Here is a 26,960-nt window from a genome sequence, read left to right on the forward strand (position 1 = left end):
ATCTGTTATTTGTTCGCTGTGACCGAAACCGGTCGATTTCGGTCAGGGTGAGTTCATAGTATCCGAAAGTGAGTGAAATTAATTTCGGACATAGCGTATAATAAGTACATCCATTTCGTACAGTAAGTAACCCTATGTCACGAGTTTTTGCCTATTGCCGCGTGTCCACACTGGAGCAAAACACTGAAAACCAGCGCAGAGAAATTGAGGCGGCAGGTTTTGCCATCAGACCACAGCGTTTAATCGAGGAATACATCAGCGGCTCGGTGGCTGCAGGAGAGCGCCCCGGATTTATTAGGTTACTCGATCGAATGGAAAATGGTGACGTTCTGATCGTGACAAAACTTGATCGACTGGGGCGTAATGCGATGGATATCAGGAAAACGGTGGAGTTGCTCGCCGCGTCAGAAATCCGTGTTCATTGCCTTGCATTAGGTGGTGTGGATCTTACAAGTCCGGCCGGAAAGATGACGATGCAGGTTATTTCTGCAGTCGCTGAGTTTGAACGGGACCTTTTGCTTGAGCGCACCCATGCAGGTATTGCCCGTGCCAAAGCATCGGGTAAACGTTTTGGGCGCCCGCCAATCCTGAGCGAGGAACAAAAGCAAACAGTGACAGAGCGCCTAAATGCTGGCATCAGTATCAGTGCTATTGCCCGGGAATTTAATACCACCCGCCAGACTATCCTTCGGGTAAAGGCTGGATTGCTGCAAGAGTGAGCGGCTGGGAAGATTATAAAAAAAATCAAATGGTTATTATGAAATAAAACAGCCTGCTGGGTTCTTTTCCCCCTATTTTTTATAAAAGAGTAGACAAAAGAGGTTCGCGATACTAATCTACCAACTAGATGGTAGTTTCTGGTTACACCAGCTATACCTTTTATCAAGAAATTACAGGAGCCATTATGTCTACTACCGTTAAACCTTCTGCAGACGCAGCTGCGATCCACAATACCCGTGAAGCAGTTCGCAGCCAGCCTGGCCTGGGTAACCTGACTTTCCAGATGAAAGCCCGTTCCAGCGGCGGATTAACCGTTCGCACAGAGACCGGCGCCACAATCCAGAACGGCGTTATCGATACCAGCCGTGTGGGGAAATTTTCTAATATTGGTGATGAACCCGCAGGTTTACTCGGCACCGATACCGGCATGAGCCCGACTGAATACATCATGCAAGCGCTGGCTGGCTGTTATACCGCCACCCTTACCATGATGGCTGCTGAAAAAGGGATCGACCTGGACGGTATCGAGCTGGATCTTAATTTCGATATCAACCTCAACGGCTTCCTTGGGCTGGACAGCAACGTGCGTAAAGGTGCGAAATCTATTCGCGTCGATGTTCACCTTACGAGCAAGACCGCCAGTCGCGAGGAGTTAGAAGCGCTGGTCAGCGAAATGCAAAAGAATTCGCCAATCCACGATACTCTGGCTAATCCGGTTGAAATGATTACACGCCTGGCGTGATGTCAGAGATGTAATGCTGCCATTCAGAATGCAGGATGGCAGTGACGTTCAGCTCTGCACGATACTGAGTCAGTGATACAACTTGCTACGGAAAAATAGCAACAATATAATCTATCAACTAGTAGATTATATGGAGTAATTATGACAACCATGACACGGGAACGGCTGCTCAGCGAAGCAGAACACCTGATGCGCGAAAAAGGGTATTCAGCATTCAGCTATGCTGATTTATCAAAAATAGTGGGTATCACCAAGGCCAGTATTCATCACCATTTCCCGACCAAAGATATTCTGGGTGAGCAGGTGGTAATACAGGCGTTCTCTGATACACAACGCGTATTTGAGCAGATAGAGGCGACTGAGAAAAGCGCGGAGAGAAGAATTGCGGCTTACATCGATATCTTCGCGCAAAGCCATAAAGCTTCGCTACTGCCACTGTGTTGTGCGTTGTCAGCAGAGACCGCCAATCTGCCTCAGGCAATTACTGTACAGACATCACTTTATTTCGATATGCAAATCGAGTGGCTAACAAAAGTCGTCAGGGCGGGCATGGAGTCAGGTGAGTTTTCATCCCATGCCGAACCATCAGATATTGCTTTGATGATCATTAATGTCTGTGAAGGCTCAAGCGTAGTGGCGCATGCAACGGCCAGACCCGAAGTCTTCGCCAACAGCCTTAAGTATATAAAACTGATTCTTAATACCCCTCATTCAGGAGAATGACACTATGCTGGACTGGAACAACTATCGCTCAGAGTTAATGCAACGTTTAGGCGAGTTGGGCAAACTGACCCCCGAGACCATGAAAGGCGTGGTTGCCCTGGGCAACGCAGGTAACAAAACTGACCTTTTGGGCGCAAAAGTGCGTGAACTCATTGCCCTGGCGTGCGCAGTCACAACCCGCTGCGACGGCTGTATTGCTTTTCACGCCGACGCCGCTGTGAAAGCCGGTGCAACCGACGCTGAAATTGCTGAAGCGCTGGGCGTGGCGATTAACCTCAACGCTGGCGCGGCGGTCATTTATTCAGCCCGCACTCTGGATGCCGTCGGTCAGGCACGCGGTTAAGCATTAATAAATTCCACGTTAAAAGGGCATTACTGCCCTTTTTTTATGTCCGCAATAGCCTGAGCATATACCGATGCAGGTTTCACACCCGGTATGCGTTTAACTAATTGCCCTTCATGAAATATCAGCACAGACGGCAGCCCCCAGATCTCGTATTTGGTTGTCAGCACCGGCGCCTGATCTACATTGACTTTCCCCACCTGAATATCTCTATCGAGCCGGTCTGCAAACTGACTGAACATTTCTTCGCTGGCCTGACAGGGCGGACACCAGGGTGCAGAGAAACGTACCACCGATATTCCTTTGTACTGCTCTATCTGGCGGAAATTATCTTCGTTATAAGCTGTTAATGTACGCATGGTGATGACCTCGCAAAATGAGTGACAATTCAGAAATGGCTGCGTTATGACAAAAAAATACGACACACCCATTGACCTACCTACTAGATGGTTGGTATATTGCCACCCATCAGATGTTTATGCAACTCCAGTGCGCGACGTCCAGTCGATGATACTGCCGGGCTGTGCAAATCCCTGCCGGGATACTCCTTTTTGTTTTTTGTGAGGTATACGATGAGTAAGCTTTTCACCCCCTACAATCTGTCTGGCCTGGCGTTAAAAAACCGTGTAGTCATGGCACCGATGACCCGCACCCGCACCATGAATGACGTGCCGGATGAGGTCGTGGCTTTGTACTATGCACAGCGTGCTTCTGCTGGCCTGCTCATCACCGAAGGGATGCCGGTTTCAGAAGAAGGCCGGGGTTACCTTTATACCCCTGGTATCTACAACGACGAACACGTCCAGGGCTGGCGTAAGGTGACACAAGCGGTTCACGCCAAAGGTGGCCGTATTTTCGCGCAGCTCTGGCACGTCGGCCGTATGTCTCACGTCTCTCTTCAGCCAGGCCACATAGCGCCGGTTTCAGCGGGCACCGTTCAGGCGGTCAATACCACCGTTTTTGCGCTGACCGAATCCGGAGAACCGGGCCCGGTTGTACCAAGCCAGCCACGCGCGCTGGAAACGCATGAAGTTAAACGCATCACTGCAGACTTCGTGCACTCCGCACGCCTGGCGATGGAAGCCGGCTTTGACGGCGTGGAAATCATGGCGGCAAACGGATTCATCTTTGACCAGTTCCTCAGTAGCGAACTGAACACCCGCACCGACGAATACGGCGGCTCGGTGGAAAATCGTCAGCGTTTCCTGCTGGAGACCATTGACGCCGTGGCGGAAGCCGTGGGTAACAGCCACGTTGCCGTGCGCCTGTCACCGTTCGGCCGCATTTATGACCTCGCGCCGTATGAAGGTGAAGAGCAAACCTGGTCAGCCATCACCGACGCGCTCGGTCAGCGGGAACTGGCCTACGTACACCTTTACTATCAGCCGGTGTACACCAAAGCGCCACTTCCGGAAGGCTTCCGCCGCCGTTTTCGCAACACGTTTAAAGGCACCATCATCGCTGCCGGCGGTTTTACCCGTGATATCGCAGAGCAGGCTCTGGAAGATGATGAGCTGGATCTGGTGGCATTTGGTGTGCCCTACATCGCTAACCCGGATCTGGTTGAAAGAATGCAAAACGGCTGGCCACTGGCAGAAAGTGACCGCGCCACCTACTACGGCGTCAGTGGTTCCCCGGAAAAAGGCTATACCGATTACCCGGTCTGGCAGGCGCAATAAATCCCATACGGTCGCGGTTCTCTGATAAGTGAGATCCGACCGCCCAACGTCTTTGAGGAATCATTATGCAAACGCTGAAACCCACCCTTACCATCGATATCTGGTCAGATTTGGTCTGCCCGTGGTGCTGGATTGCTAAAAAAAGATTTGAACAGGGTCTGAATCGCTTTGAATTTCGCGACCAGGTGGTGATCCGCCATCACAGCTACCGTCTGGCCGGTGGTACTCCCGCGATGCCTTTTAAGGATGCCATCGTTAAAAAGCTGGGCAGTCAGCATTCAGCGGAGCTGATGATGAATCAGGTGGGCACCGCCGGTAAATCTGAAGGTCTGATCTACAACTTCGACGGCATGATGTTTGGTGATACAGAAGATGCACACACCCTGCTGGTTGCCGCGCGTAAGGCCGGAATTGCGGACGCGGTGGAAGAACGTTTTTATCATGGCAGTATCACCGAAGGTCGCTCTCTCTTTGACCGTCAGCAGCTCGTTGCCATGGCCGTAGAAGCCGGTATGCCGAAAGCTGACGCTGAAGCCGCCCTGGAAAATGACGATTTTCGCGCCACCGTTTCCGACGATGAAGCCCACGCACAGTCTATTGGCCTCAGCGGCGTTCCGGTTTTTGTGATGAACGAAAAATATGCCATCAGCGGGGCTCAGGCAGCAGATAACTTTTTGAATGCCCTGCGTCAGGTCTGGGATGAACAGCAAACCGAATTTTCAGCCACTGCGGGTCAGACCTGCGGAACGGATGGCTGCAGTATTTAATCCGTCAACCGCCGGCAGTTTCACGCTGCCGGCAACGTCTTACCCACCAGTAATGGAGTCAGAAAATGAACACTTTTTTCAAAGGTAAAAAACTGCTCGTCGTCGGCGGTACCAGCGGCATGGGCCTGGCCGTGGCACGCATGGTACTGGAAGCGGGCGGCAGTGTCGTGCTGACCGGGAATAAAAAAGACAAAGCCGAAGCGGTGCAAAAAGAACTGAGCCCTCTGGGACCGGTTGCGGTCATCGCGGCGAACCTGATGACCGAAGAAGGTATGGAAACTATCCGTCAGGAAATTAATGCTCACCATCGCGATATCAGCCTGATGGTGAATGCCGCCGGTATCTTCATGCCCAAAGGATTTACCGAGCACAGCTTTGCCGATTATGACATGTATCTTTCGCTGAACCGAGCCACGTTCTTTATTACACAGGATGTCGTGAAGAACATGCTCGCCGCGAAGCTCGAAGGGTCTATCGTCAACGTCGGTTCGATTGGTGCTCAGGCTGCACTGGGTGACTCGCCGGCCTCGGCCTATTCAATGGCAAAAGCGGGTCTGCATGCCCTGACGCGTAATCTGGCGATTGAGCTGGCCAGCGCGGGTATTCGTGTCAACGCGGTGTCTCCCGGGATTGTTCATACGCCGATATACGAAGGCTTCATGGACAAAGCGGATATCGCAGATGCTATGAAGTCGCTGAACGATTTCCACCCGCTGGGACGCGTCGGAACTGCCGAAGATGTGGCAAACACTATTCTCTTCCTGTTGTCTGACAAAACCTCATGGGTGACGGGCGCTATCTGGGATGTCGATGCGGGCATCATGGCGGTCAGACGATAACCCCGTGACGCTGGCATAAGCCGCCCCTTAAGGGCGGCATTTTTTTGTCGCCAGACATGTCATCAGCAGGCTTCACTAAGAATATTCACGACCTGTTCATCCGTGCCTTTTGTGTTCCCGGCACAGGGTGTTATGCCGGGTTCTGACGACATCCTGACAGGACAAAACGGCCAGAGAGAAAGGGGTTATACACGATGAGGAGCCGGTATCCGCAGTACCTGTGAAATTCTTTTCATCCCTGCTGTCAGCATACTCCGTGGGCAGGCCAGATTTAACCGGATATATCCGTCCCCATTGTCGACAAACAGCAAGCCCCCTTCAAGAAGGACCCCTGACTCCCGGGCAAAATACAGCGATAAATCCTCACCTGCGGTGTCGGGCAGGTAGCGGCTAATATCTATCCAGGCCAGATATGTCCCTTCGGGGATCGAGAACCTGGTTTCGGGTAAATAGCTTTTGAGATAGTCGTGCAGGTACTGGAAATTGCCGTCAATATATTCCCTCAGATGGACAAGCCAGTCATCACATTCACTCCACGCCGCTTTGTTTGCTGCCAGGCTCAGTGGAGAGATGAACTCGTCGTGTCTGAGACGCCACTCGCTTCTGACACCGGGATCCGGAATAATAATATTTGCCAACAAATTCCCGGCCAGATTGAATGTTTTACTCGAGGACATGCAGGTAATAATGCGTGTAGAATCAGGGAAAAGAGAGGCGGCCGGTGTATGACCGATACCGCTTCGGGACAGGTCGCAGTGAATTTCGTCAGATATCACCCAGATGTCATTGGCCAGGCAAATTTCAATAATCCGCTTAAGTTCATCAGGCCGCCAGACTCGTCCGGTCGGGTTATGCGGATTACACAGGAAAAGAATTTTCACATGTAAATCGGCCTGACTGGCTTTGCGTGCAAAGTCTTCCCAGTCAGGTTCCCAGCCGCCTGCTGATTTTTTTAACGCCGAGTACACCACGCGACGCTGACTGTATTCACCCGCCTTTTTAAACGGGCCATATGAAGGCGTCATAATAAGAATACTGTCATCCATGTCGGTCAGAAGCGGGACGAGACGGTTCAGCGCGGGAATAATGCCCGGAGACAGCACAATGTCTTCCGTTTTGAAACGGTGACCATATTGTCGCTCACACCAGCTGCCAAAGATCTCATAGTATTCTTCGTCGTAGATTTTAGTGTAGCCGAGTATTTTTCTATCCAGACGGTCTCTGATGGCCTGAAGAATCGGCTCTGGTGTGGCAAAAGCCATGTCAGCAACCCAGAGGTTGATTAGCCCTTCTGCCGGATACCGCATTGCAAATTCGGACTGTCCCGAAAACAGGTATTCCCGCCAGCCGTCCACGGTGAGACTGTCTGTTTTCTCTCTGCTTACGTACTCATCAAAATCATATTTCATTTCATAAACCTGCCTTAGGTGTAGTCAGAAACGTCGACCTCAGAATTACTGTCAGTCTGATGCCGGAGCGGGAAAACTGGCTCGTGTGATTAACATAAGAGAATCATCACAACTGCATGAATTAATTGCGTTATTAAGGTTCTCTCGCCTTTGTCATCGACTGACGGGGGGATTTCTCGCGTGTCACCATCACAATGCCAGTCAGCACCGCCAGGGCAGAAAATATCGTTCTGACCGTCAGTGATTCATCCAGGAATACCACACCCCCTAGCATTGCCAGACAGGGAACGCTGAGCTGAAGGGTACTGGCGGTGATAGAGCCGAGAGAGGGTAAAAGGGTATACCACAATACATATGCACCGGCTGAGGCGGCGGCACCGGACAGCAATGACAAAGCAATGCCCGCAGCATCATAGTGACCCTGCTTCATAAACAGCAACGAAAGAGCGAGAGCCATCGGCGTGGCGAGTACAAAATTTGCCGCCGTTGAAGCCCCGGCCGCCTGGCCCGCCCTCCCCCTGACGGAATAGGCGGCCCAGGCTAATCCGGCAACGATCATCATAAGTGCACTGTAAAGCGGCGGTGCCTTCGCCCCGGGTAACAGCAGGGCAGCAATTCCTGCCAGAGCAATAACTAAACCGCAAGCCCGCATAACGGAGAGTGATTCCCCTTTAAATAATCCGTGGATCACCATCGCAAACTGTACGGCACCAAAAAGTAACAGCGCACCTGCCCCGGTATCGAGATGGATATAGGCGACAGAGAAGAGCACTGCGTACACCATGAGGTAAAATCCGCTCAGCGGACGCCACAGCGATAATGTAGTTTTTGCGTGATAAAACAAGAAAGGTGACAGGACGAGTGCACCACTGGCCAGCCTGAGGCTGCTGAATGAAAGGGGATCAATGTGGCCTCCCTGCAGGGCCAGACGGCACAGAATAGAGTTTGCAGCAAACGCCAGCATTGCCAGGGATATTTTAAGAATGAGCGCGCAATTGGCCATTCAGTGAGACCTCATAAAATTCTTGTAAACTACCATCTAGTTGGTAGCATAGCGTAAGTGATCACCGAACAGGAAGCAATAATCAGCTTTCAAACTGGAAGGTGAGGACAGGCATTCGGAATGAATTCTGTTTCACATCCCCAGTAGAGGAAGGAAAACGCGTAATGCCAGATGCAGAGCAGAAGATTATTTTTCCCTGCGATCAAACATATGAAATCAGTTTAAGACCTGGAATATCCTATGAAAAAACTAAAATTTACGTTCAAAAATGCGGCTGGTGAAGAACTGGCCGGATTGCTTGAACTTCCTGAAAATCCTAAAGCGTTTGCGCTGTTAGCTCATTGTTTTACGTGTGGCAAAGACCTCAAAGGCGCGGCGCGTATTGCGCGGAAACTGACAGAGAATGCTATCGCCGTTCTCCGGTTTGATTTTACTGGTCTGGGAAACAGCGAAGGGGATTTTTCCAACACCAACTTCTCATCCAATATTTCGGACCTGCTTTGCGCGGTAGATTATCTCCGCCGACAGTACGAAGCGCCTTCTTTGCTCATCGGCCATAGCCTGGGGGGATCGGCCATTCTGTCTATTGCCGGCGAAGTTCCTGAGGCAAAGGCCGTTGTCACCATAGGATCACCCGGAGAACTGACACACGTAAAACGTCTTTTTAAGGATGATGTTGAAAACATTAACCAGCATGGAGCCTATCCCGTTGAGCTGGCCGGGCGGGTATTTACCTTAAAGAAACAGATGCTGGACAATATTCAGGAACACAAAATCGCTCATAAGGTGTTCGCCATGAACAAGCCTCTGCTTATTTTTCATGCGACTGAAGATGATACTGTGTTAATTGAGCAGGCCGAAAAAATATTCAAAGCAGCAAAGCATCCCAAGAGTTTCATTTCGTTGGGTAAGGCGGATCACCTTCTGACTCATGCTCAGGATGCTGAATACGTTGCCGATATCATTATATCGTGGAGCGAATGTTACCTATAAACAGAGTAAATGCGTTCAAACTCGTAGCGCAGAGGGCGATTTTCTGCAGAGATCGGACGCTGTTTATGCTGGACTGATTTTGCGATAAAGGCTTAGGCCGATGCATACAGGCGGGGCTGAATAAGGGTGAGGCCCTTGGGCGAGCATCCTTCATGCACCGGCTGAATGAAATCAGGGATCTGGGGGTGGGAGGATCAGCGTTACCACGCCACCGGCGCTGACACTACATACGGCGGCGATAACACTCTGGAATACGGTTTATATAGAAAGAACCATTGAGCCGCTTAAGCAAAAAGGAGTCCCTGTTAATGAACTGCTGGTCTCTCATCCTTCTCCACTGCTGTACAAAATATAGTCTTAGCGTGGGATAATTTCCGTTTTCCAAGCGGACCCCTTAACGTACAATATTTTCCGTTTCCCAAACGGAGACCTACAACAACTAACAACCTTTTAGAATTAGCTAAAAAGTTCATTACAAAGTTGTTTCTTCTGGCTGCGCTCGAATTTCTGAATGACTTTTCCTACCGAATTTATCGGTATAGGTTTCTGGCCATCGGTTATAGTGTCATAAAAATCAATAACGGATGACGTCGTTACAGGTTGTTCCGAAGCTACAAGTACTGCTCTGCAATGTCCGTTTAAGAAAGAGACAAATACTATTTGTAACGGAAGTGATACAATTTTCTTTTTAGAAGTTACATAACTCACAGAAAATTGATTTAAACTCCCTTTTACTAACGCTACAGCTGTACCTTTATGAAAAACAATAATATCAGTCATATATAAAATCCATTGCAAGCTAATAATTTCAATTTTTTATACATTTGTAAAAGAGAGGGTGAGCGACACCACTCACCCTCTTAAAAAACTTCCTTTTATGCATGGCCTTCCTTTATTTAAAGTTAGCACAAAATACAAATTATGCATCCCATATGCACCTTATAACCCTAAATGGTTATATTTAAGAAGTGGCTGCAATGTTAACTAAACTGGAATTCGAAATCAAATATAAATGATTTAAATCAGGAGGTTATAAACAATAATAATGGAATATGTTATTATCAAGTAAGAAAACTTTGGATCACAGAATGACTTTATTCTTTCTTAAATTTAATTTAGCCCTGCTTAACTTCAAGTTATCCCATTATGGCTTACATGAGCTCACCGATTTTATGAATTTGTTTACCACGATCATCAAAATTTTCTTTTCTTAACCAGTTCTTAAGTGCAGGACTAATATTCACCCAATCAGTGCTTACGATTGAATAAATTGCAATATCTTCAGAGCGTCCTTTATTGATTTTTTTATCTCTGAGTACTCCTTCTTTTATAAAGCCAATTCTTTCTGCTGAAGCAATAGCGGGTTGATTTTCTTTGTTAGATCTCCATTCGCAACGTCTGTATTTAAGAATATCAAGGAAGTAAGAAATAATCAGATAAAGTGCTTCAGTGCTGAGTCGAGTCCTCTTCATTAAAGGAGTCCAGTTAATTTCAGAAATATTAAATGTCCCATTCCTGACATCTATATCACTGACCCTGAAAATCCCTTTTACAATACCGCTAGTAGCATCTTTAACAGAGTAGTGAAGCTCGTTTTTGTTTTCAAGAAGGCCTCTTAAATAATCATAACACTGTTGTTTAGTATGTGGTTTGTTATCAGAAAGATATGTCCAGTCTCTTTCATCATCAATACTTTCCCATTCGCGGAATAAATCCTCTGCGTGATCTACCGATAGTTGACAAAGTACAGTATAACTGCCTTTTAAAGTTTCAATTTTTGGTTGTGGTTTTATGGTCCAATCTTTTACTTCTTTACCTAGTACCTGACCAAACAGATTTTTAGTATCCATAAACCTTCCTTCATAGTCATCAGTTCAATCATGTGAGTTCACATGCACGATAAATTCATCTTTACTCATAGATAACAACCATACAATTATGTTAACTTTTTGATATTCTCGCTTGAAATTCCCATATTTCACTAATCAATATTGAGCAAACTTCGCGATCTTGTGGGTTAAAGGATGTATTCATTTTAGAAACTAATGCATCAACCAAGGCGTTAAAATTAATTTCACGATGATTAAGTAATTCTTTAATTATAGTACTAAGAATAGCATCCAGTAAGAAATTTTTACTCAGGGAATTTAACGTTTCCATGATTTTTTGAAAAACTACAATGTTAATGAAAGAAAATGGTGTGAGTAGCCTCTCCACCTGTTAAGTAAATCCCCTTCCACTGAAAGCGAACACACCCTAAGATGAAATTAGCCATGATACATAGGGTGCATCAGAAACGCCTTAATATAAATTTCAGCCAGATCAGGTTCGCCCTGTTCCACTCTACAAGCAGGTTTTCTGCTATCGGTATGGCAAGGTAATACTCTGTGCTGCTATTAAGATGCTAAATTTTAATGGCCTAAAGCTTGTAACTACTGATGATGCCCATAAACCATTCTATCGGTGTAATGATACAGAGTCTCTGTCATGTCGTTGGTTGATTCAATCTTTGAGACGATCTCGTGCCCTGCGCAGGCGTTCTTCCCCGCGGCGGTCGTACTTCTGGGTGGTGGTCACGCTGGCATGTCCCATCGCATCCCTGACCGTTATCAAATCTTCCCCGTTATCCAGCATTGCCGTCGCAAAAGTTCTTCTCAGGTCATGCGGAGCACATTTTTCAATCCCCGCCTGCCGCTGACGTACCTGCAGGATATGGTACACCGCCTGGTCGGTGAGTCGGTTTTCTGTCACCACGTCGTGCCGGCGAATACGCGGGAACAGTGGGCCCGGGGCTTCACCCCGGACCTGGTCTATCCAGAACTGCAATCGTTGCCACGCACCGGCAGGGACATAGGCCAGCCGCTCTTTATTCCCTTTCCCCAGCACCTTCAGCGCCCGGTCACCATTCTCAATATCTTCATAACTCAGCGCCACTGCCTCCGAACGGCGCAGACCGCAGCCGAGAATAACCGCCAGCAGGGCTGCATCCCGCACGCCGATGCTGCCGGAATCCGCCTCACACACCGCAAACAATTCCCGGATTTCCTCCCGCTTCAGCGCCCGGCCGCGTGGCAGTGCACTGCCGTGCACCTGGCGCACGGCGCGGATGTGCTGGTAACTTTCCACATCCATCAATTTGAGCATCCAGGCTTCGCTGGCCACGCCTTTCAGGGCAGAAAGGTAGGTGTTCACCGTGGCCACTGCCCGGTCCGCGTCGCGCAGCATCTCGATAAGGGCTAATACATGGTGACGCCGCAGTGCCCCCCAGCTGCAGTCTGCCAGGGAGCCGGCACCGAGCAGGCGGGCGACGATGTTCAGAAAGGAGGCCATGGTCTGGCGGCTGCGCGTCGAGTTGAGAGACAGCAGGTATGCCCGGGCCGGGTTTACCGGCGTGACACCGTCACCAGTCAGCGCCGGTAATAATGCATAGACTTCGGCTGCATCGTCCGGAAGTCGGGGCAACCACTGCGGATGCGGATCGGTCTGACTGGCCATAGGCTGTCGGAGCCTCTGCGGGTAAAGTGACCGGCGCGCTGCATGAAAAACGGGGCCGGATGGTGCCCTCAAGTCTACTCAGGAATCTCTACTTTTTCAAACGTACATTTTAATAAGTAGAATATAGATGGTGCTTTCGCTCTGGGCCTCCGATATGTAAAGCCACTTTAGCAGTCAGAGGCCTGAATTTGCTTGCCTTGAGGAAGAGCGAAAATGTCCGCTTTGTGCCATAAGCGCACATTCCTATAAAAAATGCGTCTTAAAAAATTGGGCGCAGGTCAGTGATGTTAATCAATGGGGAGCAGAACAATTGAACTAAACGTAAAGGTGAGTGCATTACTCGGAAGGCCTAAGTGACTGTTTATATGTGGATTTACTGACGACAGTTCAGTCACAACCACAGATGAATATTTCATGAACGAAATAAAAAACATAAGATAATATAGAAATTTTGCACACCCGGGAAAAGCTAAACCATCAGGTGATTAATATTTTTCACGCTAAGTGTTTTTAATGTGGCTAATTAAATTTTTACATACACATATCTGTATGAACAAGTGTTTTTTTGCATGTTTCTGTCCTGATGATGTTTTCCTGATTGCTAAAATAAATCATCATAAAGTAAGTGTATGCCACTTCTTTATAGATTACACTCATAGTGTAATTACATTTAATTTAAGGGGTTTTATGTCAGATTTAATCAAAATGCTTAATAATATTCGCTCTATTCGTGCGCAATCTCGTGACCTTTCACTTATAGAACTTGAGGCAATCCTGGAAAAATTCAGTATCGTTGTTTCAGAAATACGAGATACTGCCGTTGAAAAAGAAAAAGAAGACAGTGGGCGAAAAGCTAAGCTGGATAACCTTCGACAGCTTATGCTCGCAGACGGGATCGACCCGGAAGAATTATTGAATTTTTCAGGAAAGATAAATAAAACAAAACCAACTCGTGTTCCACGACCAGCACGATACAAATATTTGGATGAAAATAGTGAGATTAAAACGTGGACCGGCCAGGGTCGAATGCCAAAAGCATTATCTAAGCAAATTTCTGAGGGCAAAAAACTTGATGATTTTCTCATTTAAGCCCTGAAGTGAATATTGCTTTCATTAACAATCACTTAGGTGATTTATTCGCATTGTCAGTAAATAACAATTCAACCCGATTTTATTTTTTGAATAACCACGGATAATACAGAGACTTCCGTCGATTGATAATAGTGGTGTCAATATTTTACCGGTGGCACCCAAACGTTAAACCATGCGACGATTCCTATTATAAATATTTCGATATCATAAAATGTCTCAGCGGAATTCCTTCCGCGTTTTTTCTATACGATTTCATTTCAATAGCTGAAAATCAACAATTACACTGTATTTAAAATTAACGTAAAGAGTGACTGATTTATATTTTAAATAACTTGATGCTGATTTAAAGTAAAACGACCTGCTTTGCAAGCAGGCAATTATTTTTTCACATACTGTTTAGTTTTCATCTTGCTTATAAGAGAAACATAGTCTCTAAAACCACTAATGCACGTTCTGACACGGATTAGAAAAATATAAAAGTGCTACAAATACTTTTTGGCGGCATCAAGTATTTCCTGCGACGTCAGTTCTCTGTCAGAAGCTACGTAAACAATGCCATGATCTCCAGTCAACGAAGGAAAGCCTGCAGACATTATCTGAAGATGTATTTCTTCACCACCTGGATACTCCTCTCGGACAGAGGTGATACCTTTAAGTACGGTGATAACTTTGCAGGGCTCGGCATTAAAAAAAACAATTACCTTTTTCATATATCACCATGATTTTGTTAAATACTTGCATAGGTATCAACACCCTGATAAAGAAGAACGTGGTTATACCGAAAACAAACCATCAGCAATTCAATGCAATAAAATATTAGTGCTCAGCTAACAATTATAATTAATTTACAGGATATGAATAAAAGTGCCCTTATGGAAAGGTATTTCAGTGAAATACCTATTTAAAATAGTAGATGTGATGCTTATGGAGGTTGCCTTGCCTCTTACGCACTTTAATATTTTTACAAGCAGTTAGCTTCTGCTTTAAGACTGTTCATGCAGCAGACCTGCACTTCATCACATCGGTCAGCACACGCATACAAGACATGGGGTAAAATGTGCTGACCTGATGTCAAGAATAATCTGCATATCGCTAAATTAATTTATGGACCTGTCTACACCGGTATAAAAATTCATCGTTGTCACAGATCCACAAATATTTATTTATCGCAAAGAATTACGTTTGCAGCTGCCGGGCCTTTATCACCACTATGTATTGCGAATTCAACTTTCTGTCCTTCAAATAAGGTTTTGAAGTTATCGCCATTAAGCGCAGAAAAATGAACAAAGATATCCTTGCTTCCATCGAGCGGAGAGATGAAACCAAAGCCTTTGTCTTCATTATACCACTTTACCAGGCCTTTAATTCTTGAGGTCATACTGACTCCCGTTACATATTAGTATTCATAGGAAACGTATAGTATTAAGCGTATGGACTCAAAAGAAGGGGATATCAGCGATAGCGCCTGGTAATGAGGACTGCACGGGAAATGTTTTACGTTCGTTTGTAGTTCGAACTGATAAGGTCATTAAGGCACGGGAATTCATAATAAGCAAATTAAATTTTAGCCATCCAGAGGTCCTGTACGAGAAATCAAATGTAGCATTTAATTTATTTATACGTATAGTTATTATGTCTTTCTATAAAAGGAATTGATTTGTCCCGTAAAATGACAGGAATTGTCAAAAGTTTTGATAGCCCTAGTGGCAAAGGTCTCATCACCCCTTCAGATGGTCGAAAAGATGTTCTGCTTCACATTTCAGCCGTTAACCCCAACGAAACAGAGTTACTTACTCCAGGGATCCGCATCGAATTTTGTCGGATCAATGGTCTCAGTGGTCCAGTGGCTGCGAACATCTACCTTTCCTGAAACGACGTCATCGCTACCTGTGGTATTCCGCCACTCGATTAATAACAGGAGGATAAATTAAGTGATTAAAATTCAATCAAACGTGTTACGGTGAAGCTCATTCATTGAAAGGTTAATGGTTATGTCTATTATCAATTACGCAATGAAACTTTTCAGCGGTGCGTCTACCGCCACCGCCACTTGCCCTGTTTGTGGCTTAAAATCAGCTCAACAATTGTCAAAAATCCGCAGCAATCAGGCCATGCTTTGCCCTGGATGTAAGGCTCTGTTTATCGCACGACGTTAGTCCCAATCAAAACAACATTCAGAGCACATGTTCTATACTTAAGTAAAATTCCGGCAGCTGTTAAATCCCTGATGCCTTACGCCCATCCTGAGAGAACGTTTCTGAACTGATTTCGCAACTGCTCCTGCGCGCTAACGTTGCATTAGAGCAATGCTATGAAAATGAACCCCAGAGCGTGGTTTAACCGCTCCCGTATCCCGATGAATGCTGCCGAAAACGTAACGTTTTTGGCGAACGATCCTGCAAGCGAAAGTACTCCGCGGTCTGAACTCTTTTCGACCGTCCAGATGGAACGTTATGGTCAGAAACTGGCGCGAACTCATAAAGTATCGCCGGATAAACATCCTTATTATCTTCTGAAAAGGCTTGGTGACAATGAAGACGTCATCACCCAAAACTGCTATGAGCTTAACGCGGGTAAAAAGACCAGTATCATGCCCGCCGGTGAATGGTTGCTGGACAATTATTATCTTATTGAAGAACAAATCCGCACCGTCCGCCAGCACTTACCGAAAAGTTTTGGAAAAGGTCTCCCGTCGCTGATATCGCCGCTGAACTGCCCACGAATTTATCATATCGCATCAGAGGCCGTTGCTCACGGCGATGGCCGTTGGGATGCTGCCAGCCTGACCAGCTATCTTACAGCATATCAACAGGTGACACCGCTGACGCTAGGTGAAGTCTGGGCGTTACCGGGAATGCTGCGCCTGGCGCTGATTGAGAATCTTCGTCGTATCAGCATGGAAGTGATAAAAGCCCAGCACGAAAGAAACCTGGCCGATACATGGATAACCAGGATTTTCGAATGTGCAAAGAGTGCACCTGGTGATTTAATCATGGTGGTTGCTGATATGGCGCGCTCCCGCCCCCCGTTAACCAGTGCGTTTGTCGCAGAGCTGGTGCGGCGCCTACAGGGGCATGGCAACGCACTGTCGTTACCTTTAACTTGGGTTGATCAGTGCCTCCGGGAACAGGGGATCACCACCGACGTTCTCATACATAGTTTCAATCAACAGCTTGCCGCCAGCCAGCTGTCTGTCAGTAATAGCATTGCAGGTCTGCGATTACTGGGTGAAACAGACTGGTCTGATTTCGCCGAAACGATAAGCGTCGTTGAACATGCATTAAGCAATGACCCTGCCGGTATCTATCCCCGGATGCACTTCAATACCCGGGATCATTACCGGCACGTAGTTGAGGTCTTGGCCAGAGACAGTGGTCTCAGCGAGCCTGAGGTTGCTGACAGAGTGCTGGCGCTTTCAGAGGAAAAAGCGCTCAATACACCAGAACATCATATTGGTTATTATCTCGCGGGTGAAGGTCGACAGGCGCTGGAAATTAATCTCCTGGCAGACACTTCAAAGCTCATACGGTTGCGGCACAGTTTCAATAGAATAACCCTGCTTTCATGGCTAGCAAGCCTGGCGTTGTTGACAACCGCAACGACCGCGGCAATATTGCACGAAACAGCCATGCAGGGCGCAGACTGGCTGTTAATCGCGGTGATATTGCCTCTGTTTATCGCTTTAACTCAGTTAATGAGTGATTTACTCAGTGACGCAACCACCCGTTTTCGCGTTCCTCGCCCCTTGCCGGGGATGGATTTTTCAACCGGCATTCCCGCTGACAGCGCCACCATGATCGTCATCCCCTGCATGCTGACCAGCCACGAAAGTTTCAGCCAACTCCTCACCAGTCTTGAAGTCTGCTGGCTTGGGAATGAAAACGAAAATCTCAGGTTCGCGCTGCTCACTGATTTTGCGGATTCTGAAAATGAACCCTCACCGGAAAGTCACGCTCTGCTCAGACAGGCGATCGCCGATACGCAGGCGCTGAATCGGCGCTACCCCTCTGGCCGACCACGTTTTTATCTGTTACATCGCCAGCCTGAGTGGAACCCCGCGGAAGGAATGTGGATGGGCTATGAACGCAAGCGGGGAAAACTGGCATTACTGAACAGCTGGTTGCGTCATCCGGGAACGCAATTCGCCAGCGTTTCAGACATGCCTGCACACCTTTTACCGGGTCACATTAAATACGTTATTACCCTGGACAGTGATACGGTGCTGCCGCGCGATACGGCACATAAACTGGTCGCGGCGATGGCGCATCCGCTAAATAAGCCAGAGTATGATCCGCTACACCAGAGGGTTGTCAAAGGATTCGGCATTCTGCAACCCGGTCTTGCGGAGGAGATGCCACGCAACGGTCAGGGGCGCTACGCAGCCTTGCGAAGCAGCATCCCAGGTAATAACCCCTATTCGATGATGTCTTCGGACATCTATCAGGATCTCTTTGGGGAAGGATCCTTCGTGGGCAAAGGGATTTACGATGTTGACATTTTTATGCAGGCTACTGCAAATACCTGCCCGGAAAATCTGGTTCTCAGCCATGATCTACTTGAAGGATGCTATGCGCGCTCGGGTCTGCTGAGTGAGGTGTTACTCTACGAACAGTACCCTAATAATTATCTGTCGGATGTTGCACGCCGTGCACGCTGGATCCGTGGTGACTGGCAACTGCTTAACTGGCTGAGACCACGCGTCAGAAAAGCCGATGGAACCCGTGCCCGGAATCCGCTGACCGCACTTTCTTACTGGAAATTACTTGATAATCTACGTCGCAGTCTGGTAGCCCCCTCTTTACTGATATTACTGTACTTCACCCTGCTTTGGGTACCCAATCCGGTTTACTGGCTGAGCATACTGTCACTGATTTGGCTGTTGCCAGCCATCCTCTGCATCACCCATGACCTTCTAAATAAACCTCTGCGCCGCCGCCTGAAGACGCATCTGTTACTTGTGGGGGCGGGCGCGCTGAAGCGTCTGTCTGGTATCGGTCTTAATTTTGCGATACTGCCGCACGAAGCCGGATATTCGCTGAAAGCGATCGCCATGACGCTATGGCGACTGGGGATAAGCAGGCGTCACCTCAGCCAGTGGGTCAGCCACAGTCAGGACAACAATCAGGTCAGACCCACTGTTGCATGTTTTTATCAGGCGATGTGGCTGAATGTTGCCGGTGGCGTGACGCTGATAATACTGACCGGACAATTAGCCCCCAAACTGCTGTGGATTGCGTTGCCGATCGGTTTGTTATGGTGTGTGGCGCCGCTGCTGATGAACTGGTTGAGCCGCCAGCCCGTCCGTAAGGTGTTTTCGCCAAATCAGGAACAAAAACAGCTGTTACGCCAGACAAGCCGTGAAATCTGGGCTTTTTTTGAAACATTTGCCACAGCAAAAGAGAACTGGCTTCCACCTGATAATTATCAGGAAATACCACAACCGACGGTGGCACATCGAACTTCCCCTACCAATATAGGTCTTTCACTTATGGCTAACCTGACGGCATGGGACTTTGGCTACCTGCCCGGCGGAGAAGTGCTCCGGCGCGTGTCGCTCACGCTCGATACGCTGGATAAAATGGAGCACTACCGGGGCCATCTCTATAACTGGTATGACACCCGCACGCTGGCCCCTCTCAGCCCGCGCTATGTCTCAAGCGTCGACAGCGGCAATATGGCGGGGCATTTGTTGACGCTGCGTGCAGGGCTGTCCGCCATGCGTCATCAGCCTGTTTTAAACAGCCAACAGATACTGGCAGGACTGAACGATACGCTGGATATTCTGGAAAAACAGTGGGGTCAGAACCCACCTGACAGCCTGCGACTGCTGCGCAAACATTGCCAGAGCGCGGCGTCACTCTCTCCACAGGCGTTTTTCAGCGAGCTGAAAAACATGAGCATCCAGTGCAACCATCTGTCCACGTCATGTCATCAGGGGTCATCCCTTCAGATTCGTTGGGCAGGACATCTGGAGAATCAACTGGTTCAGTTCTGCCATGAGTGGTCGTTATTGCTTGGCTGGTTACCTGTATCGTGGAACGAACAGACGCTGCCGACGCTGAACGAGCTTGCCCGTCCGACATTAGCCGGTACAAGAACATCATCGGCGTCTGCGACGGAGCAGGCCCGGATGCGACTCAATATTATCACCGAACTTGAACAGCGACTGGATGAGCATGCCCGGATGGATTTCGCCTTTCTGTACAGCGAAGCAACCAGTCTGCTCAGTATCGGTTACAACTGTGACACGAATACGCCTGACAAGAGCCACTACGATCTCCTGCCGTCTGAAATTCGCCTGACCAGTTTTCTTGCCATTGCGACTAATCAGCTACCTCTTAAAAGCTGGTACGCGCTGGGTCGACTGTTTACCACGATTGATAATGAAGCTGCCCTGATGTCATGGAGCGGGTCCATGTTTGAATACCTAATGCCGAATCTGGTGATGCCCACCTGGCCCGGCAGCCTGCTCGATGAAATGAGTCAGTCGGCGGTTATGCGCCAGATTCACTGGGGGAAAGAACGCGGGGTACCATGGGGTGTTTCAGAGTCTGGCTATCATGCTTTTGATGTTCAGCATAATTATCAGTATCAGGCATTTGGCGTACCGGGTCTTGGTCTGCGCAGGGGACTTGCCGATGACATGGTTGTCGCACCTTATGCCACAATGCTGGCGCTGATGGTTTCTCCACAGAGAGCCTGTGAGAATCTGTTCAGGCTGCAAAAAAATGGCGCACACGGCGAATACGGCTTTTATGAAGCACTGGACTATACCCCCTCACGCCTCGCAACCGGCCAACTCTATGCAGTGGTACAGTCCTGGATGGCGCATCACCAGGGCATGGCATTTCAGGCACTGGCTCATGTACTGCTTGACGCCCCCATGACTGAACGATTCTTATCCAGTACGGTATTCCGGTCAGCGAGCCTGCTGTTACAGGAGCGCGTGCCGGATGCGGTCGATCTGTACAGTCCGCGCCGTCATTTTGAATCTCATGAAGGCAGGGTCAAACCCGTTCGCTATGAACCTCGTATTTTCTATACCATGGATACACCAACTCCTGATATTCAACTCTTGTCCAACGGCTATTATCATCTGATGTTGACTGCGGGCGGCGGTGGTTACAGTCGTTGGAACGATATTGCAATAACACGCTGGCGCAGTGATGCCACCCGTGATAATTGGGGAGCATTCTGCTACATCCGTGACACACTGACGGGGGATGTATGGAGCAATACCTGGCAACCGACAGGCAACTCCAGCGGACAAGACGAGGAAGTTTTCTTCACCGATGCGGGGGCTGAATTCCGACGCACCTTCGGAGGACTTAGCGTCAAGACTCAGGTGGTTATCTCCCCGGAGGATGATGTTGAGTTGCGACGGCTCACACTGATCCATCGTGGTCGCCAGCCCCGTTCTCTGGAACTGACAACCTATGCTGAAGTGGTACTGGCACCAGATGCCAGCGATCTGTCACACCCTGCATTCAGCAAACTGTTTATTCAGACTGAGCTGGATCCTGAGCGTGGCGCCATTCTTTGCCACCGGCGCCCGCGCTCTCCGCATGAAGCGAGCCCCTGCTTGTTTCACATGATGGTGGTGCATAGCGATAACCGACATAACGTTTCGTTTGAAACGGACAGGGCAAAATTTCTTGGTCGTGGCAGAAGCCCTGCTGACGCCCTGGCAATAGCGGCGGGAGGGGCGCTCAGCAACACATCGGGGTCAGTGCTGGATCCGATACTGGCAATACGTCACTCCATCACTCTACAGCCGGGGCAGTCGGTCACGATTGATATTATTTATGGTATCAGCGAGACCCGTAAGCAGAGCCTGGCGCTGCTGGAAAAATATCGCGATTACCCTATTGCCGATCGCGTTTTTGAACTGGCCTGGTCTCATAGTCTGGTGGTATTACGCCAGATGAATGCCAGTGAAGATGATGCAAGTTTGTTTAATCGTCTCGCCAGCGCTGTGCTTTACCCTGTCCAGGAGCTTCGTGCTGAGGGCCAGGTGATCAGCCGCAACCGGCGTGGTCAGTCCGGTCTGTGGGGCTGGGCAATTTCAGGCGATCTGCCGATAGTGCTGCTCAGTATAACCGGCGAAGAAAGTATCGCCTCCGTTACCACACTGATTCAGGCACACCGTTACTGGCGACAGAAAGGACTGGATGTTGATTTGGTTATCCTGAATAACAGCCCCGGCGGCTACCAACAGGGACTACAAAATCAGATTATGGAGTTAATTTATGCGGGGTCTGAAGCCAGTCTGCTGGACAAAACGGGCGGGCTTTTTGTTCGTAATGGCGAGCATCTCTCCGCAGAAGATAAGTTGCTTCTGATGAGCGTGGCCTGCCTTTATCTTGATGACCGCGCAGGGAGTATTAATGAGCAGCTTAACCAGCGTATACATACCCTCAAATCGCCGGCCATAGCATTCATTCCGCGTGCTGTGTGCGAGCGTAATCAACATACGGACTGGAGCCCCGATATCAGTCAGTTGTGCTATTTCAATGGGTTCGGTGGATTTTCTCAGGATGGGAGGGAATATCAAATTGTTCTGCGGGAAAATACGCAGACACCGGCCCCCTGGTCAAACGTACTGGCAAATCCCCGTTTTGGCAGCGTGATTTCAGATGCAGGACAGGCCTATACCTGGTATGAGAATGCCCATGAATACCGGTTAACACCCTGGGAAAACGATCCAGTGAGCGATCGCTCTGGCGAGGCGTTTTATCTGCGTGATGAAGAGACCGGGGAAAACTGGTCACCGACAGCGTTGCCTGTGCGCGGACACGGTGATTATCTGACCCGACATGGTTTTGGTTACAGCGTTTTTGCCCACCGTGAGAGTGGTATAGACAGCGAGCTGACCGTCCTGGTTGCTGAAGAGGCGCCAGTTAAACTGGTGCTCCTGACGCTCAGTAACTCTTCGGGACGGACACGTCAAATCTCCGTCACAGGCTATGTAGAGTGGACGCTCGGAGAAACACGAACTCGCTCAGCCCCTCACATTGTGACACATGCGACCAGAACGCCTGGCGGCTGCGGGGTGCTGGCGAACAACTTTTATGGTGATAATGGTGGCGGCCGAACTGCATTTTTTGCCGTCAGCGGTAATGACTGTTCGCTGACAGGGGACCGCCGGGAGTTTATCGGCCGTAATGGATCCCTTCACGCGCCGTCGGCCATGAAACTGCGCAGGCTTTCGGGTAACACGGGTGCCGGTCTGGATCCCTGCGGGGCGGTACAATCAACGGTAACATTAATTGATGGGGATCAGAGGACGTTTATTTTTGTCCTCGGCGCAGAAGAGAATGATGTTTGTGCTCATGAGACGCTGGCCCGTTACATGAACGAGGATACAGTCCGCCAGGAGTTGAACCGGATTCATAACCACTGGCACAATATGCTCGATAAAATCGTGGTTAACACCCCCGACACGTCCGTAAATTTACTGGTCAATGGCTGGCTGTTGTATCAGACAGTCGCCTGTCGCCTTTTGGCCCGCAGTGGCTACTATCAGTCTGGCGGTGCATTTGGTTTTCGCGATCAGCTGCAGGATTCACTGGCACTGAGCCATGCTGATCCGAACCGAATGCGTGAACAGATAATACTTTGTGCATCCCGGCAGTTTATCGAAGGGGATGTGCAGCACTGGTGGCATCCGCCACACGGCAACGGTGTCCGTACCCGTTGTTCCGATGACTACCTTTGGCTGCCGCTTGCCGTTTGCCACTATGTTGAAACGACGGGGGATAAAGATGTTCTGGAAATACGCATTCCTTATCTGGAGGGACGCCCGCTTCAGCCTGGTGAAGAGTCTGTCTATGACACGCCGGTCATCAGCAGCACCGAAGAGACTCTATGGTTACACTGTGTCAAAGCTATTAACCATGGACTACGGTTTGGAGAGCATGGCCTGCCGCTGATGGGGGCTGGTGACTGGAATGACGGGATGAACCGGGTGGGTATCGAAGGCAAAGGTGAAAGCGTCTGGCTGGGCTTCTTCCTGTACGATATTTTGCAGCGGTTTGCTGCGCTGGCGGAGCGCAGGCTGGATGAAAGTGTCGCCTCGATGTGCCTTTCACAGGCTCTCCGCCTGCAAAGCAATCTCGAAGCCCACGCCTGGGATGGTGAATGGTACCGGCGCGGGTATTTTGACGATGGTACTCCCCTGGGGTCGAAAGCCTCACAGGACTGCCGGATTGATGCGATTGCGCAAAGCTGGTCTGTATTGTCCGGGGCTGCGAGCGCGGGGCGATGTGCGAAGGCCATGCAGGCACTGGATAAGCACCTTGTGGATAACGAAGGGGGACTGATTAAACTGTTAACGCCTCCTTTTGATGGACACGGTCCAAATCCGGGTTACATACAGGGTTACCTGCCCGGTGTGCGGGAAAACGGAGGGCAGTATACTCATGGCGCCATCTGGGCCGTGATGGCATTTGCACGGATGGGGAATGCCGAACGTGCCTGGCAACTCTGGTCAATGCTCAACCCTATAAATCATACTCTGAATGCGGGCTCTGTTGGGATTTATAAAGCTGAACCTTATGTAATGAGTGCTGATATCTACAGCGTCGCTCCCCATACCGGACGTGCCGGCTGGAGCTGGTATACCGGTTCTGCAGGCTGGGCCTGGCGTTTACTTACCGAAGAATTGCTGGGGATAAAACGCACCGGCGCTGACTTTACTGTTCATGCCCGGTTACCGGATGAGTGGCCGTCTTTTTCTATGACCTATCAGTATGGCGAGAGCCATTATCAGATTAGAGTTGCACGCGGCGAAGGAGAGTATCGGGTTACGCTGGATGGCATTCTCCTGCCTGACGACAGAATTCCACTACTGGATGACAGACAAAACCATACGGTTGAGGTAATTCAAAACTGATACGGACTTAAAATGCGCATTAACGCCTGCCGTTAATGCGCTGATTATCTCGGAGAACATCAATCGCCGTCTGCATGGCAACTTTGTCATCTCGTCTTTTTTGCCTGTCCTGCATTACCTGTAAGTACTCTAGCAAGGTTCGGGTATTTATCGGCCGGCCCTGTTTACCCACAGCCAGTACGGCCTCACCAAGGATAATTTTCACTGGAGGCAACTGTGCCGGATACCAGTCAAGGGTGTCTTCTGATTTCATCTTAAATTTCTCATGGAAGGGTAGTTTATCATAAATCAGACATTAAACTTTAAAAATATGTTAACCTGATTTATCGATCATAATTTATCCCGATTTTTATACTGTCAGACGTATAATAAATTTTGTATTTTACAAAAAATTATTTTTGGCTTTGAAAAAACCAGATTTCTTTAAAGAAAATCCCATTCACGTCGTCTGACTGGTATGCGCACTGGGCCGCTCAGAGTAATGGCATGTGGGTAAATGAATAGTACCCGCACTTTACGTAAATGATAACAGAAAATGTCAACATTTATCTTATAGATCAGTCAGAAAAAGCATGATTACTGAAGCTTTAAATTTTTTAGTCAAGGAAATCAGTAATTACTAATTATTTAATTACTGAATTGAGACAGGTTAAAACTGTCTAAAAAAATATGTACCGCTGAAGACAAATACTCTCAGTATTTTCCTTATGCGCTACAACCTTCTTTAGAGTTAAGGAGATTTATGTCACAACCCTTTACTAATAATTTACTTTATCCACGCTACTGGCTTACCTGGTCTGGTTTAGGTTTGTTGTGGCTTATCGTTCAACTCCCTTACCCGCTCTTACATATTCTGGGCTCTGGTCTTGGAAAGATATCCCGACCTTTTCTGAAACGAAGGGAACGTATTGCAATGAAAAATATTGAACTCTGCTTTCCCGAGATGACACCTTTTGCCCGAAGCCAGTTGGTCAATAAAAACTTTGTTTCTCTTGGGCTGGGATTGGTGGAAACGGGCATGGCCTGGTTCTGGAGCGATGCGAGAGTCAAAAAATGGTTTGATGTCGAAGGGGTTGAAAACCTGTCCAATGCAACCAAAGGGGTAATGGTTGTCGGGATTCATTTTATGTCTCTTGAATTATGTGGAAGAGTCATGGGGTTATGCCATCCTATGATGGCAACGTATCGCCCACATAATAATCCATTGATGGAATGGGTTCAGACGAAAGGACGTATGCGTTCAAATAAAGCGATGATTAATCGACGTAATTTATCTGGCTTTGTTCATGCACTCAAGGCCGGTGAAGCTGTATGGTTTGCACCTGATCAGGATTATGGGCCTAAAGGGAGCGTTTTTGCCCCTTTTTTCTCGGTAAAAAAAGCAGCCACGACGAACGGAACGTATGCACTTTCAAAACTTGCTGGTGCAGATTTGATCACTCTTAGCATGATCCGGCGGAGTGATAAAAAAGGTTATCACATGTACATCGGTAATCCATTATCAGGCTATCCTGAGGGAGACGAGATCGTCGCAGCGAGTTACATGAATAAAATCATCGAGCGTGAAATTCTCCGCGCCCCTGAGCAATATTTGTGGATGCACCGTAGGTTTAAAACCCGCCCGAAAGGAGAGGTCTCGTTTTACGAATGACCACAATTAAGTCATCGACATCTGATGTAAGGTAGGTTTTCCCCCTAGTCAGAGACAAAACGAAACTGACAACAAAATAATGGGTTATGCATCTGTATATAAGGTAACCATCCTGACGCGTCCTGATTCTCCGGGCTTGTCCAACCCTTCGAACGTATGAGGGAACCCCTCATACGCTCTCACGGTTTTGTTATCAATCGCTCATCGCATACCTCTTTTAAACCAGAAAAAATCAAATGTTTAATCCTGTTACTTATCAGTAGAATTATTTTGGCTAGAAAACGCTATGGTAATTGGGTAGAATGTGTGAGTTACAAAAGCCTTGTGGTGGGGTTTTTTGTAGGTGATAAATTCAGATGTCTGACTTATCTCAAACCGGTGATCCGGCTGAGTGACGCGTCTTGTGGTGGGACAACTCAATCAGGATAAGAACGATGTCGAGACTCGTGGCCTGTACATGCGAACGGGCAGCGGGGTTAAAGGAATACCGGGATGGGGCGTATCCGTAAAACGTCCGGGATAGGGTGAAGGTAGACTTGCCGGAGCCTGAATGCAAAAACCCCCTGAAATCTGTCTCGAAACTTGGCGGAATCAGCAGAAATCAGGGGGT

General features: G+C 48.4%; 22 protein-coding genes and 1 pseudogene. 14 read left to right on the forward strand and 9 right to left on the reverse strand.

Annotation, left to right across the window (positions count from 1 at the left end; genetic code table 11):
• The first annotated feature begins 134 nt into the window (after nucleotides 1-134).
• The 4 genes from ACUY4Q_RS24525 to ACUY4Q_RS24540 all read left to right on the forward strand — a co-directional run bounded on the left by ACUY4Q_RS24525 (nucleotide 135) and on the right by ACUY4Q_RS24540 (nucleotide 2,528).
• Nucleotides 135-719, forward strand: a complete 585-nt coding sequence (locus ACUY4Q_RS24525) for a recombinase family protein (RefSeq protein ID WP_458047449.1) — start codon at nucleotides 135-137, stop codon at nucleotides 717-719.
• Between the two features lie 185 nt (nucleotides 720-904).
• Entirely contained in the window at nucleotides 905-1,462 is a 558-nt protein-coding gene (locus ACUY4Q_RS24530; protein ID WP_000108589.1) for an OsmC family protein, read from the forward strand.
• Between the two features lie 141 nt (nucleotides 1,463-1,603).
• Nucleotides 1,604-2,185: a TetR/AcrR family transcriptional regulator gene (locus tag ACUY4Q_RS24535; RefSeq protein WP_458047450.1), complete on the forward strand. Its 582-nt coding sequence runs from the start codon at nucleotides 1,604-1,606 to the stop codon at nucleotides 2,183-2,185.
• 4 nt (nucleotides 2,186-2,189) lie between these two features.
• The gene (locus tag ACUY4Q_RS24540; protein ID WP_000888080.1) at nucleotides 2,190-2,528 is read left to right on the forward strand and encodes a carboxymuconolactone decarboxylase family protein; all 339 of its coding nucleotides are present in this window, start codon (nucleotides 2,190-2,192) and stop codon (nucleotides 2,526-2,528) included.
• A 29-nt stretch (nucleotides 2,529-2,557) separates the two neighbouring features.
• Here the strand turns inward: ACUY4Q_RS24540 and ACUY4Q_RS24545 are convergent, their stop codons facing one another.
• Entirely contained in the window at nucleotides 2,558-2,887 is a 330-nt protein-coding gene (locus ACUY4Q_RS24545) for a thioredoxin family protein (protein WP_002431133.1), read from the reverse strand.
• 213 nt (nucleotides 2,888-3,100) lie between these two features.
• Here ACUY4Q_RS24545 and ACUY4Q_RS24550 point away from each other — a divergent pair, with 213 nt between their 5' ends.
• From ACUY4Q_RS24550 to ACUY4Q_RS24560, 3 genes are all read left to right on the forward strand, one after another.
• Nucleotides 3,101-4,207, forward strand: a complete 1,107-nt coding sequence (locus ACUY4Q_RS24550; protein WP_006687059.1) for an alkene reductase — start codon at nucleotides 3,101-3,103, stop codon at nucleotides 4,205-4,207.
• Nucleotides 4,208-4,272: 65 nt separating this feature from the next.
• The gene (locus tag ACUY4Q_RS24555) at nucleotides 4,273-4,974 is read left to right on the forward strand and encodes a DsbA family oxidoreductase (protein ID WP_001194072.1); all 702 of its coding nucleotides are present in this window, start codon (nucleotides 4,273-4,275) and stop codon (nucleotides 4,972-4,974) included.
• A 65-nt stretch (nucleotides 4,975-5,039) separates the two neighbouring features.
• Nucleotides 5,040-5,813 (forward strand): SDR family NAD(P)-dependent oxidoreductase, encoded by a 774-nt coding sequence (locus tag ACUY4Q_RS24560; protein WP_004729618.1) that lies wholly within the window; start codon nucleotides 5,040-5,042, stop codon nucleotides 5,811-5,813.
• A gap of 185 nt (nucleotides 5,814-5,998) precedes the next feature.
• On the opposite strand, the gene ACUY4Q_RS24565 is transcribed toward ACUY4Q_RS24560, so the two are convergent.
• Nucleotides 5,999-7,222 (reverse strand): MalY/PatB family protein, encoded by a 1,224-nt coding sequence (locus ACUY4Q_RS24565; RefSeq protein ID WP_458047451.1) that lies wholly within the window; start codon nucleotides 7,220-7,222, stop codon nucleotides 5,999-6,001.
• A gap of 133 nt (nucleotides 7,223-7,355) precedes the next feature.
• Nucleotides 7,356-8,225: a DMT family transporter gene (locus ACUY4Q_RS24570; RefSeq protein WP_001567390.1), complete on the reverse strand. Its 870-nt coding sequence runs from the start codon at nucleotides 8,223-8,225 to the stop codon at nucleotides 7,356-7,358.
• 240 nt (nucleotides 8,226-8,465) lie between these two features.
• Here ACUY4Q_RS24570 and ACUY4Q_RS24575 point away from each other — a divergent pair, with 240 nt between their 5' ends.
• Together ACUY4Q_RS24575 and ACUY4Q_RS24580 are read left to right on the forward strand one after the other, a co-directional pair.
• Nucleotides 8,466-9,218, forward strand: coding sequence for an alpha/beta hydrolase family protein (locus tag ACUY4Q_RS24575; protein ID WP_004729622.1), 753 nt, complete (start codon nucleotides 8,466-8,468; stop codon nucleotides 9,216-9,218).
• Nucleotides 9,219-9,244: 26 nt separating this feature from the next.
• Nucleotides 9,245-9,558: pseudogene (locus ACUY4Q_RS24580) on the forward strand (Tn3 family transposase); the annotation flags it as partial.
• 116 nt (nucleotides 9,559-9,674) lie between these two features.
• Here the strand turns inward: ACUY4Q_RS24580 and ACUY4Q_RS24585 are convergent.
• The 3 genes from ACUY4Q_RS24585 to ACUY4Q_RS24595 all read right to left on the reverse strand — a co-directional run bounded on the left by ACUY4Q_RS24585 (nucleotide 9,675) and on the right by ACUY4Q_RS24595 (nucleotide 12,713).
• Entirely contained in the window at nucleotides 9,675-9,998 is a 324-nt protein-coding gene (locus ACUY4Q_RS24585; RefSeq protein ID WP_458047452.1) for a hypothetical protein, read from the reverse strand.
• A gap of 371 nt (nucleotides 9,999-10,369) precedes the next feature.
• On the reverse strand, nucleotides 10,370-11,068 hold the full coding sequence (locus ACUY4Q_RS24590; RefSeq protein ID WP_458047453.1) for a GNAT family N-acetyltransferase: 699 nt from the start codon (nucleotides 11,066-11,068) through the stop codon (nucleotides 10,370-10,372).
• A gap of 652 nt (nucleotides 11,069-11,720) precedes the next feature.
• Nucleotides 11,721-12,713, reverse strand: coding sequence for a tyrosine-type recombinase/integrase (locus ACUY4Q_RS24595; protein ID WP_458047454.1), 993 nt, complete (start codon nucleotides 12,711-12,713; stop codon nucleotides 11,721-11,723).
• 687 nt (nucleotides 12,714-13,400) lie between these two features.
• On the opposite strand from ACUY4Q_RS24595, the gene ACUY4Q_RS24600 reads away from it, so the two are divergent.
• On the forward strand, nucleotides 13,401-13,802 hold the full coding sequence (locus ACUY4Q_RS24600; protein ID WP_458047455.1) for an H-NS family histone-like protein: 402 nt from the start codon (nucleotides 13,401-13,403) through the stop codon (nucleotides 13,800-13,802).
• A 485-nt stretch (nucleotides 13,803-14,287) separates the two neighbouring features.
• Here ACUY4Q_RS24600 and ACUY4Q_RS24605 read toward each other — a convergent pair whose 3' ends face one another.
• Together ACUY4Q_RS24605 and ACUY4Q_RS24610 are read right to left on the reverse strand one after the other, a co-directional pair.
• Nucleotides 14,288-14,515 carry a hypothetical protein gene (locus tag ACUY4Q_RS24605; RefSeq protein WP_458047456.1) on the reverse strand — a complete coding sequence of 76 codons (228 nt, stop codon included), beginning with the start codon at nucleotides 14,513-14,515 and terminating at the stop codon, nucleotides 14,288-14,290.
• A gap of 449 nt (nucleotides 14,516-14,964) precedes the next feature.
• Nucleotides 14,965-15,183 (reverse strand): cold shock domain-containing protein, encoded by a 219-nt coding sequence (locus ACUY4Q_RS24610; RefSeq protein WP_458047457.1) that lies wholly within the window; start codon nucleotides 15,181-15,183, stop codon nucleotides 14,965-14,967.
• A 279-nt stretch (nucleotides 15,184-15,462) separates the two neighbouring features.
• On the opposite strand from ACUY4Q_RS24610, the gene cspF reads away from it, so the two are divergent.
• The 3 genes from cspF (at nucleotide 15,463) to ACUY4Q_RS24625 (ending at nucleotide 24,699) form a co-directional block, all read left to right on the forward strand.
• Nucleotides 15,463-15,675: a cold shock-like protein CspF gene (gene cspF / locus ACUY4Q_RS24615; protein WP_458047458.1), complete on the forward strand. Its 213-nt coding sequence runs from the start codon at nucleotides 15,463-15,465 to the stop codon at nucleotides 15,673-15,675.
• Between the two features lie 142 nt (nucleotides 15,676-15,817).
• Nucleotides 15,818-15,961, forward strand: a complete 144-nt coding sequence (locus tag ACUY4Q_RS24620) for a YnfU family zinc-binding protein (RefSeq protein ID WP_458047541.1) — start codon at nucleotides 15,818-15,820, stop codon at nucleotides 15,959-15,961.
• Nucleotides 15,962-16,116: 155 nt separating this feature from the next.
• Nucleotides 16,117-24,699, forward strand: coding sequence for a glycoside hydrolase family 94 protein (locus tag ACUY4Q_RS24625; RefSeq protein ID WP_458047459.1), 8,583 nt, complete (start codon nucleotides 16,117-16,119; stop codon nucleotides 24,697-24,699).
• 19 nt (nucleotides 24,700-24,718) lie between these two features.
• On the opposite strand, the gene ACUY4Q_RS24630 is transcribed toward ACUY4Q_RS24625, so the two are convergent.
• Nucleotides 24,719-24,952, reverse strand: coding sequence for a YnaE/YdfK family cold shock protein (locus ACUY4Q_RS24630; protein WP_458047460.1), 234 nt, complete (start codon nucleotides 24,950-24,952; stop codon nucleotides 24,719-24,721).
• Nucleotides 24,953-25,441: 489 nt separating this feature from the next.
• Here ACUY4Q_RS24630 and lpxP point away from each other — a divergent pair, with 489 nt between their 5' ends.
• Nucleotides 25,442-26,350 carry a kdo(2)-lipid IV(A) palmitoleoyltransferase gene (lpxP, locus tag ACUY4Q_RS24635; RefSeq protein WP_458047461.1) on the forward strand — a complete coding sequence of 303 codons (909 nt, stop codon included), beginning with the start codon at nucleotides 25,442-25,444 and terminating at the stop codon, nucleotides 26,348-26,350.
• The last annotated feature ends 610 nt before the right edge of the window (nucleotides 26,351-26,960 follow it).

The organism is Phytobacter cepae (assembly GCF_054165735.1).

Bases quoted from the DNA above. Each gene is read 5' to 3' on its own strand.
- ACUY4Q_RS24590 (WP_458047453.1), bottom strand. From the start codon at position 11,068: ATGGATACTAAAAATCTGTTTGGTCAGGTACTAGGTAAAGAAGTAAAA.
- ACUY4Q_RS24585 (WP_458047452.1), bottom strand. From the start codon at position 9,998: ATGACTGATATTATTGTTTTTCATAAAGGTACAGCTGTAGCGTTAGTA.
- ACUY4Q_RS24560 (WP_004729618.1), top strand. From the start codon at position 5,040: ATGAACACTTTTTTCAAAGGTAAAAAACTGCTCGTCGTCGGCGGTACC.
- ACUY4Q_RS24555 (WP_001194072.1), top strand. From the start codon at position 4,273: ATGCAAACGCTGAAACCCACCCTTACCATCGATATCTGGTCAGATTTG.
- ACUY4Q_RS24620 (WP_458047541.1), top strand. From the start codon at position 15,818: ATGAAACTTTTCAGCGGTGCGTCTACCGCCACCGCCACTTGCCCTGTT.
- ACUY4Q_RS24545 (WP_002431133.1), bottom strand. From the start codon at position 2,887: ATGCGTACATTAACAGCTTATAACGAAGATAATTTCCGCCAGATAGAG.
- ACUY4Q_RS24575 (WP_004729622.1), top strand. From the start codon at position 8,466: ATGAAAAAACTAAAATTTACGTTCAAAAATGCGGCTGGTGAAGAACTG.
- ACUY4Q_RS24530 (WP_000108589.1), top strand. From the start codon at position 905: ATGTCTACTACCGTTAAACCTTCTGCAGACGCAGCTGCGATCCACAAT.
- lpxP (WP_458047461.1), top strand. From the start codon at position 25,442: ATGTCACAACCCTTTACTAATAATTTACTTTATCCACGCTACTGGCTT.
- ACUY4Q_RS24525 (WP_458047449.1), top strand. From the start codon at position 135: ATGTCACGAGTTTTTGCCTATTGCCGCGTGTCCACACTGGAGCAAAAC.
- ACUY4Q_RS24550 (WP_006687059.1), top strand. From the start codon at position 3,101: ATGAGTAAGCTTTTCACCCCCTACAATCTGTCTGGCCTGGCGTTAAAA.
- ACUY4Q_RS24600 (WP_458047455.1), top strand. From the start codon at position 13,401: ATGTCAGATTTAATCAAAATGCTTAATAATATTCGCTCTATTCGTGCG.
- ACUY4Q_RS24535 (WP_458047450.1), top strand. From the start codon at position 1,604: ATGACAACCATGACACGGGAACGGCTGCTCAGCGAAGCAGAACACCTG.
- ACUY4Q_RS24595 (WP_458047454.1), bottom strand. From the start codon at position 12,713: ATGGCCAGTCAGACCGATCCGCATCCGCAGTGGTTGCCCCGACTTCCG.
- ACUY4Q_RS24565 (WP_458047451.1), bottom strand. From the start codon at position 7,222: ATGAAATATGATTTTGATGAGTACGTAAGCAGAGAGAAAACAGACAGT.
- ACUY4Q_RS24625 (WP_458047459.1), top strand. From the start codon at position 16,117: ATGAAAATGAACCCCAGAGCGTGGTTTAACCGCTCCCGTATCCCGATG.
- ACUY4Q_RS24605 (WP_458047456.1), bottom strand. From the start codon at position 14,515: ATGAAAAAGGTAATTGTTTTTTTTAATGCCGAGCCCTGCAAAGTTATC.
- ACUY4Q_RS24610 (WP_458047457.1), bottom strand. From the start codon at position 15,183: ATGACCTCAAGAATTAAAGGCCTGGTAAAGTGGTATAATGAAGACAAA.
- ACUY4Q_RS24630 (WP_458047460.1), bottom strand. From the start codon at position 24,952: ATGAAATCAGAAGACACCCTTGACTGGTATCCGGCACAGTTGCCTCCA.
- ACUY4Q_RS24540 (WP_000888080.1), top strand. From the start codon at position 2,190: ATGCTGGACTGGAACAACTATCGCTCAGAGTTAATGCAACGTTTAGGC.
- ACUY4Q_RS24570 (WP_001567390.1), bottom strand. From the start codon at position 8,225: ATGGCCAATTGCGCGCTCATTCTTAAAATATCCCTGGCAATGCTGGCG.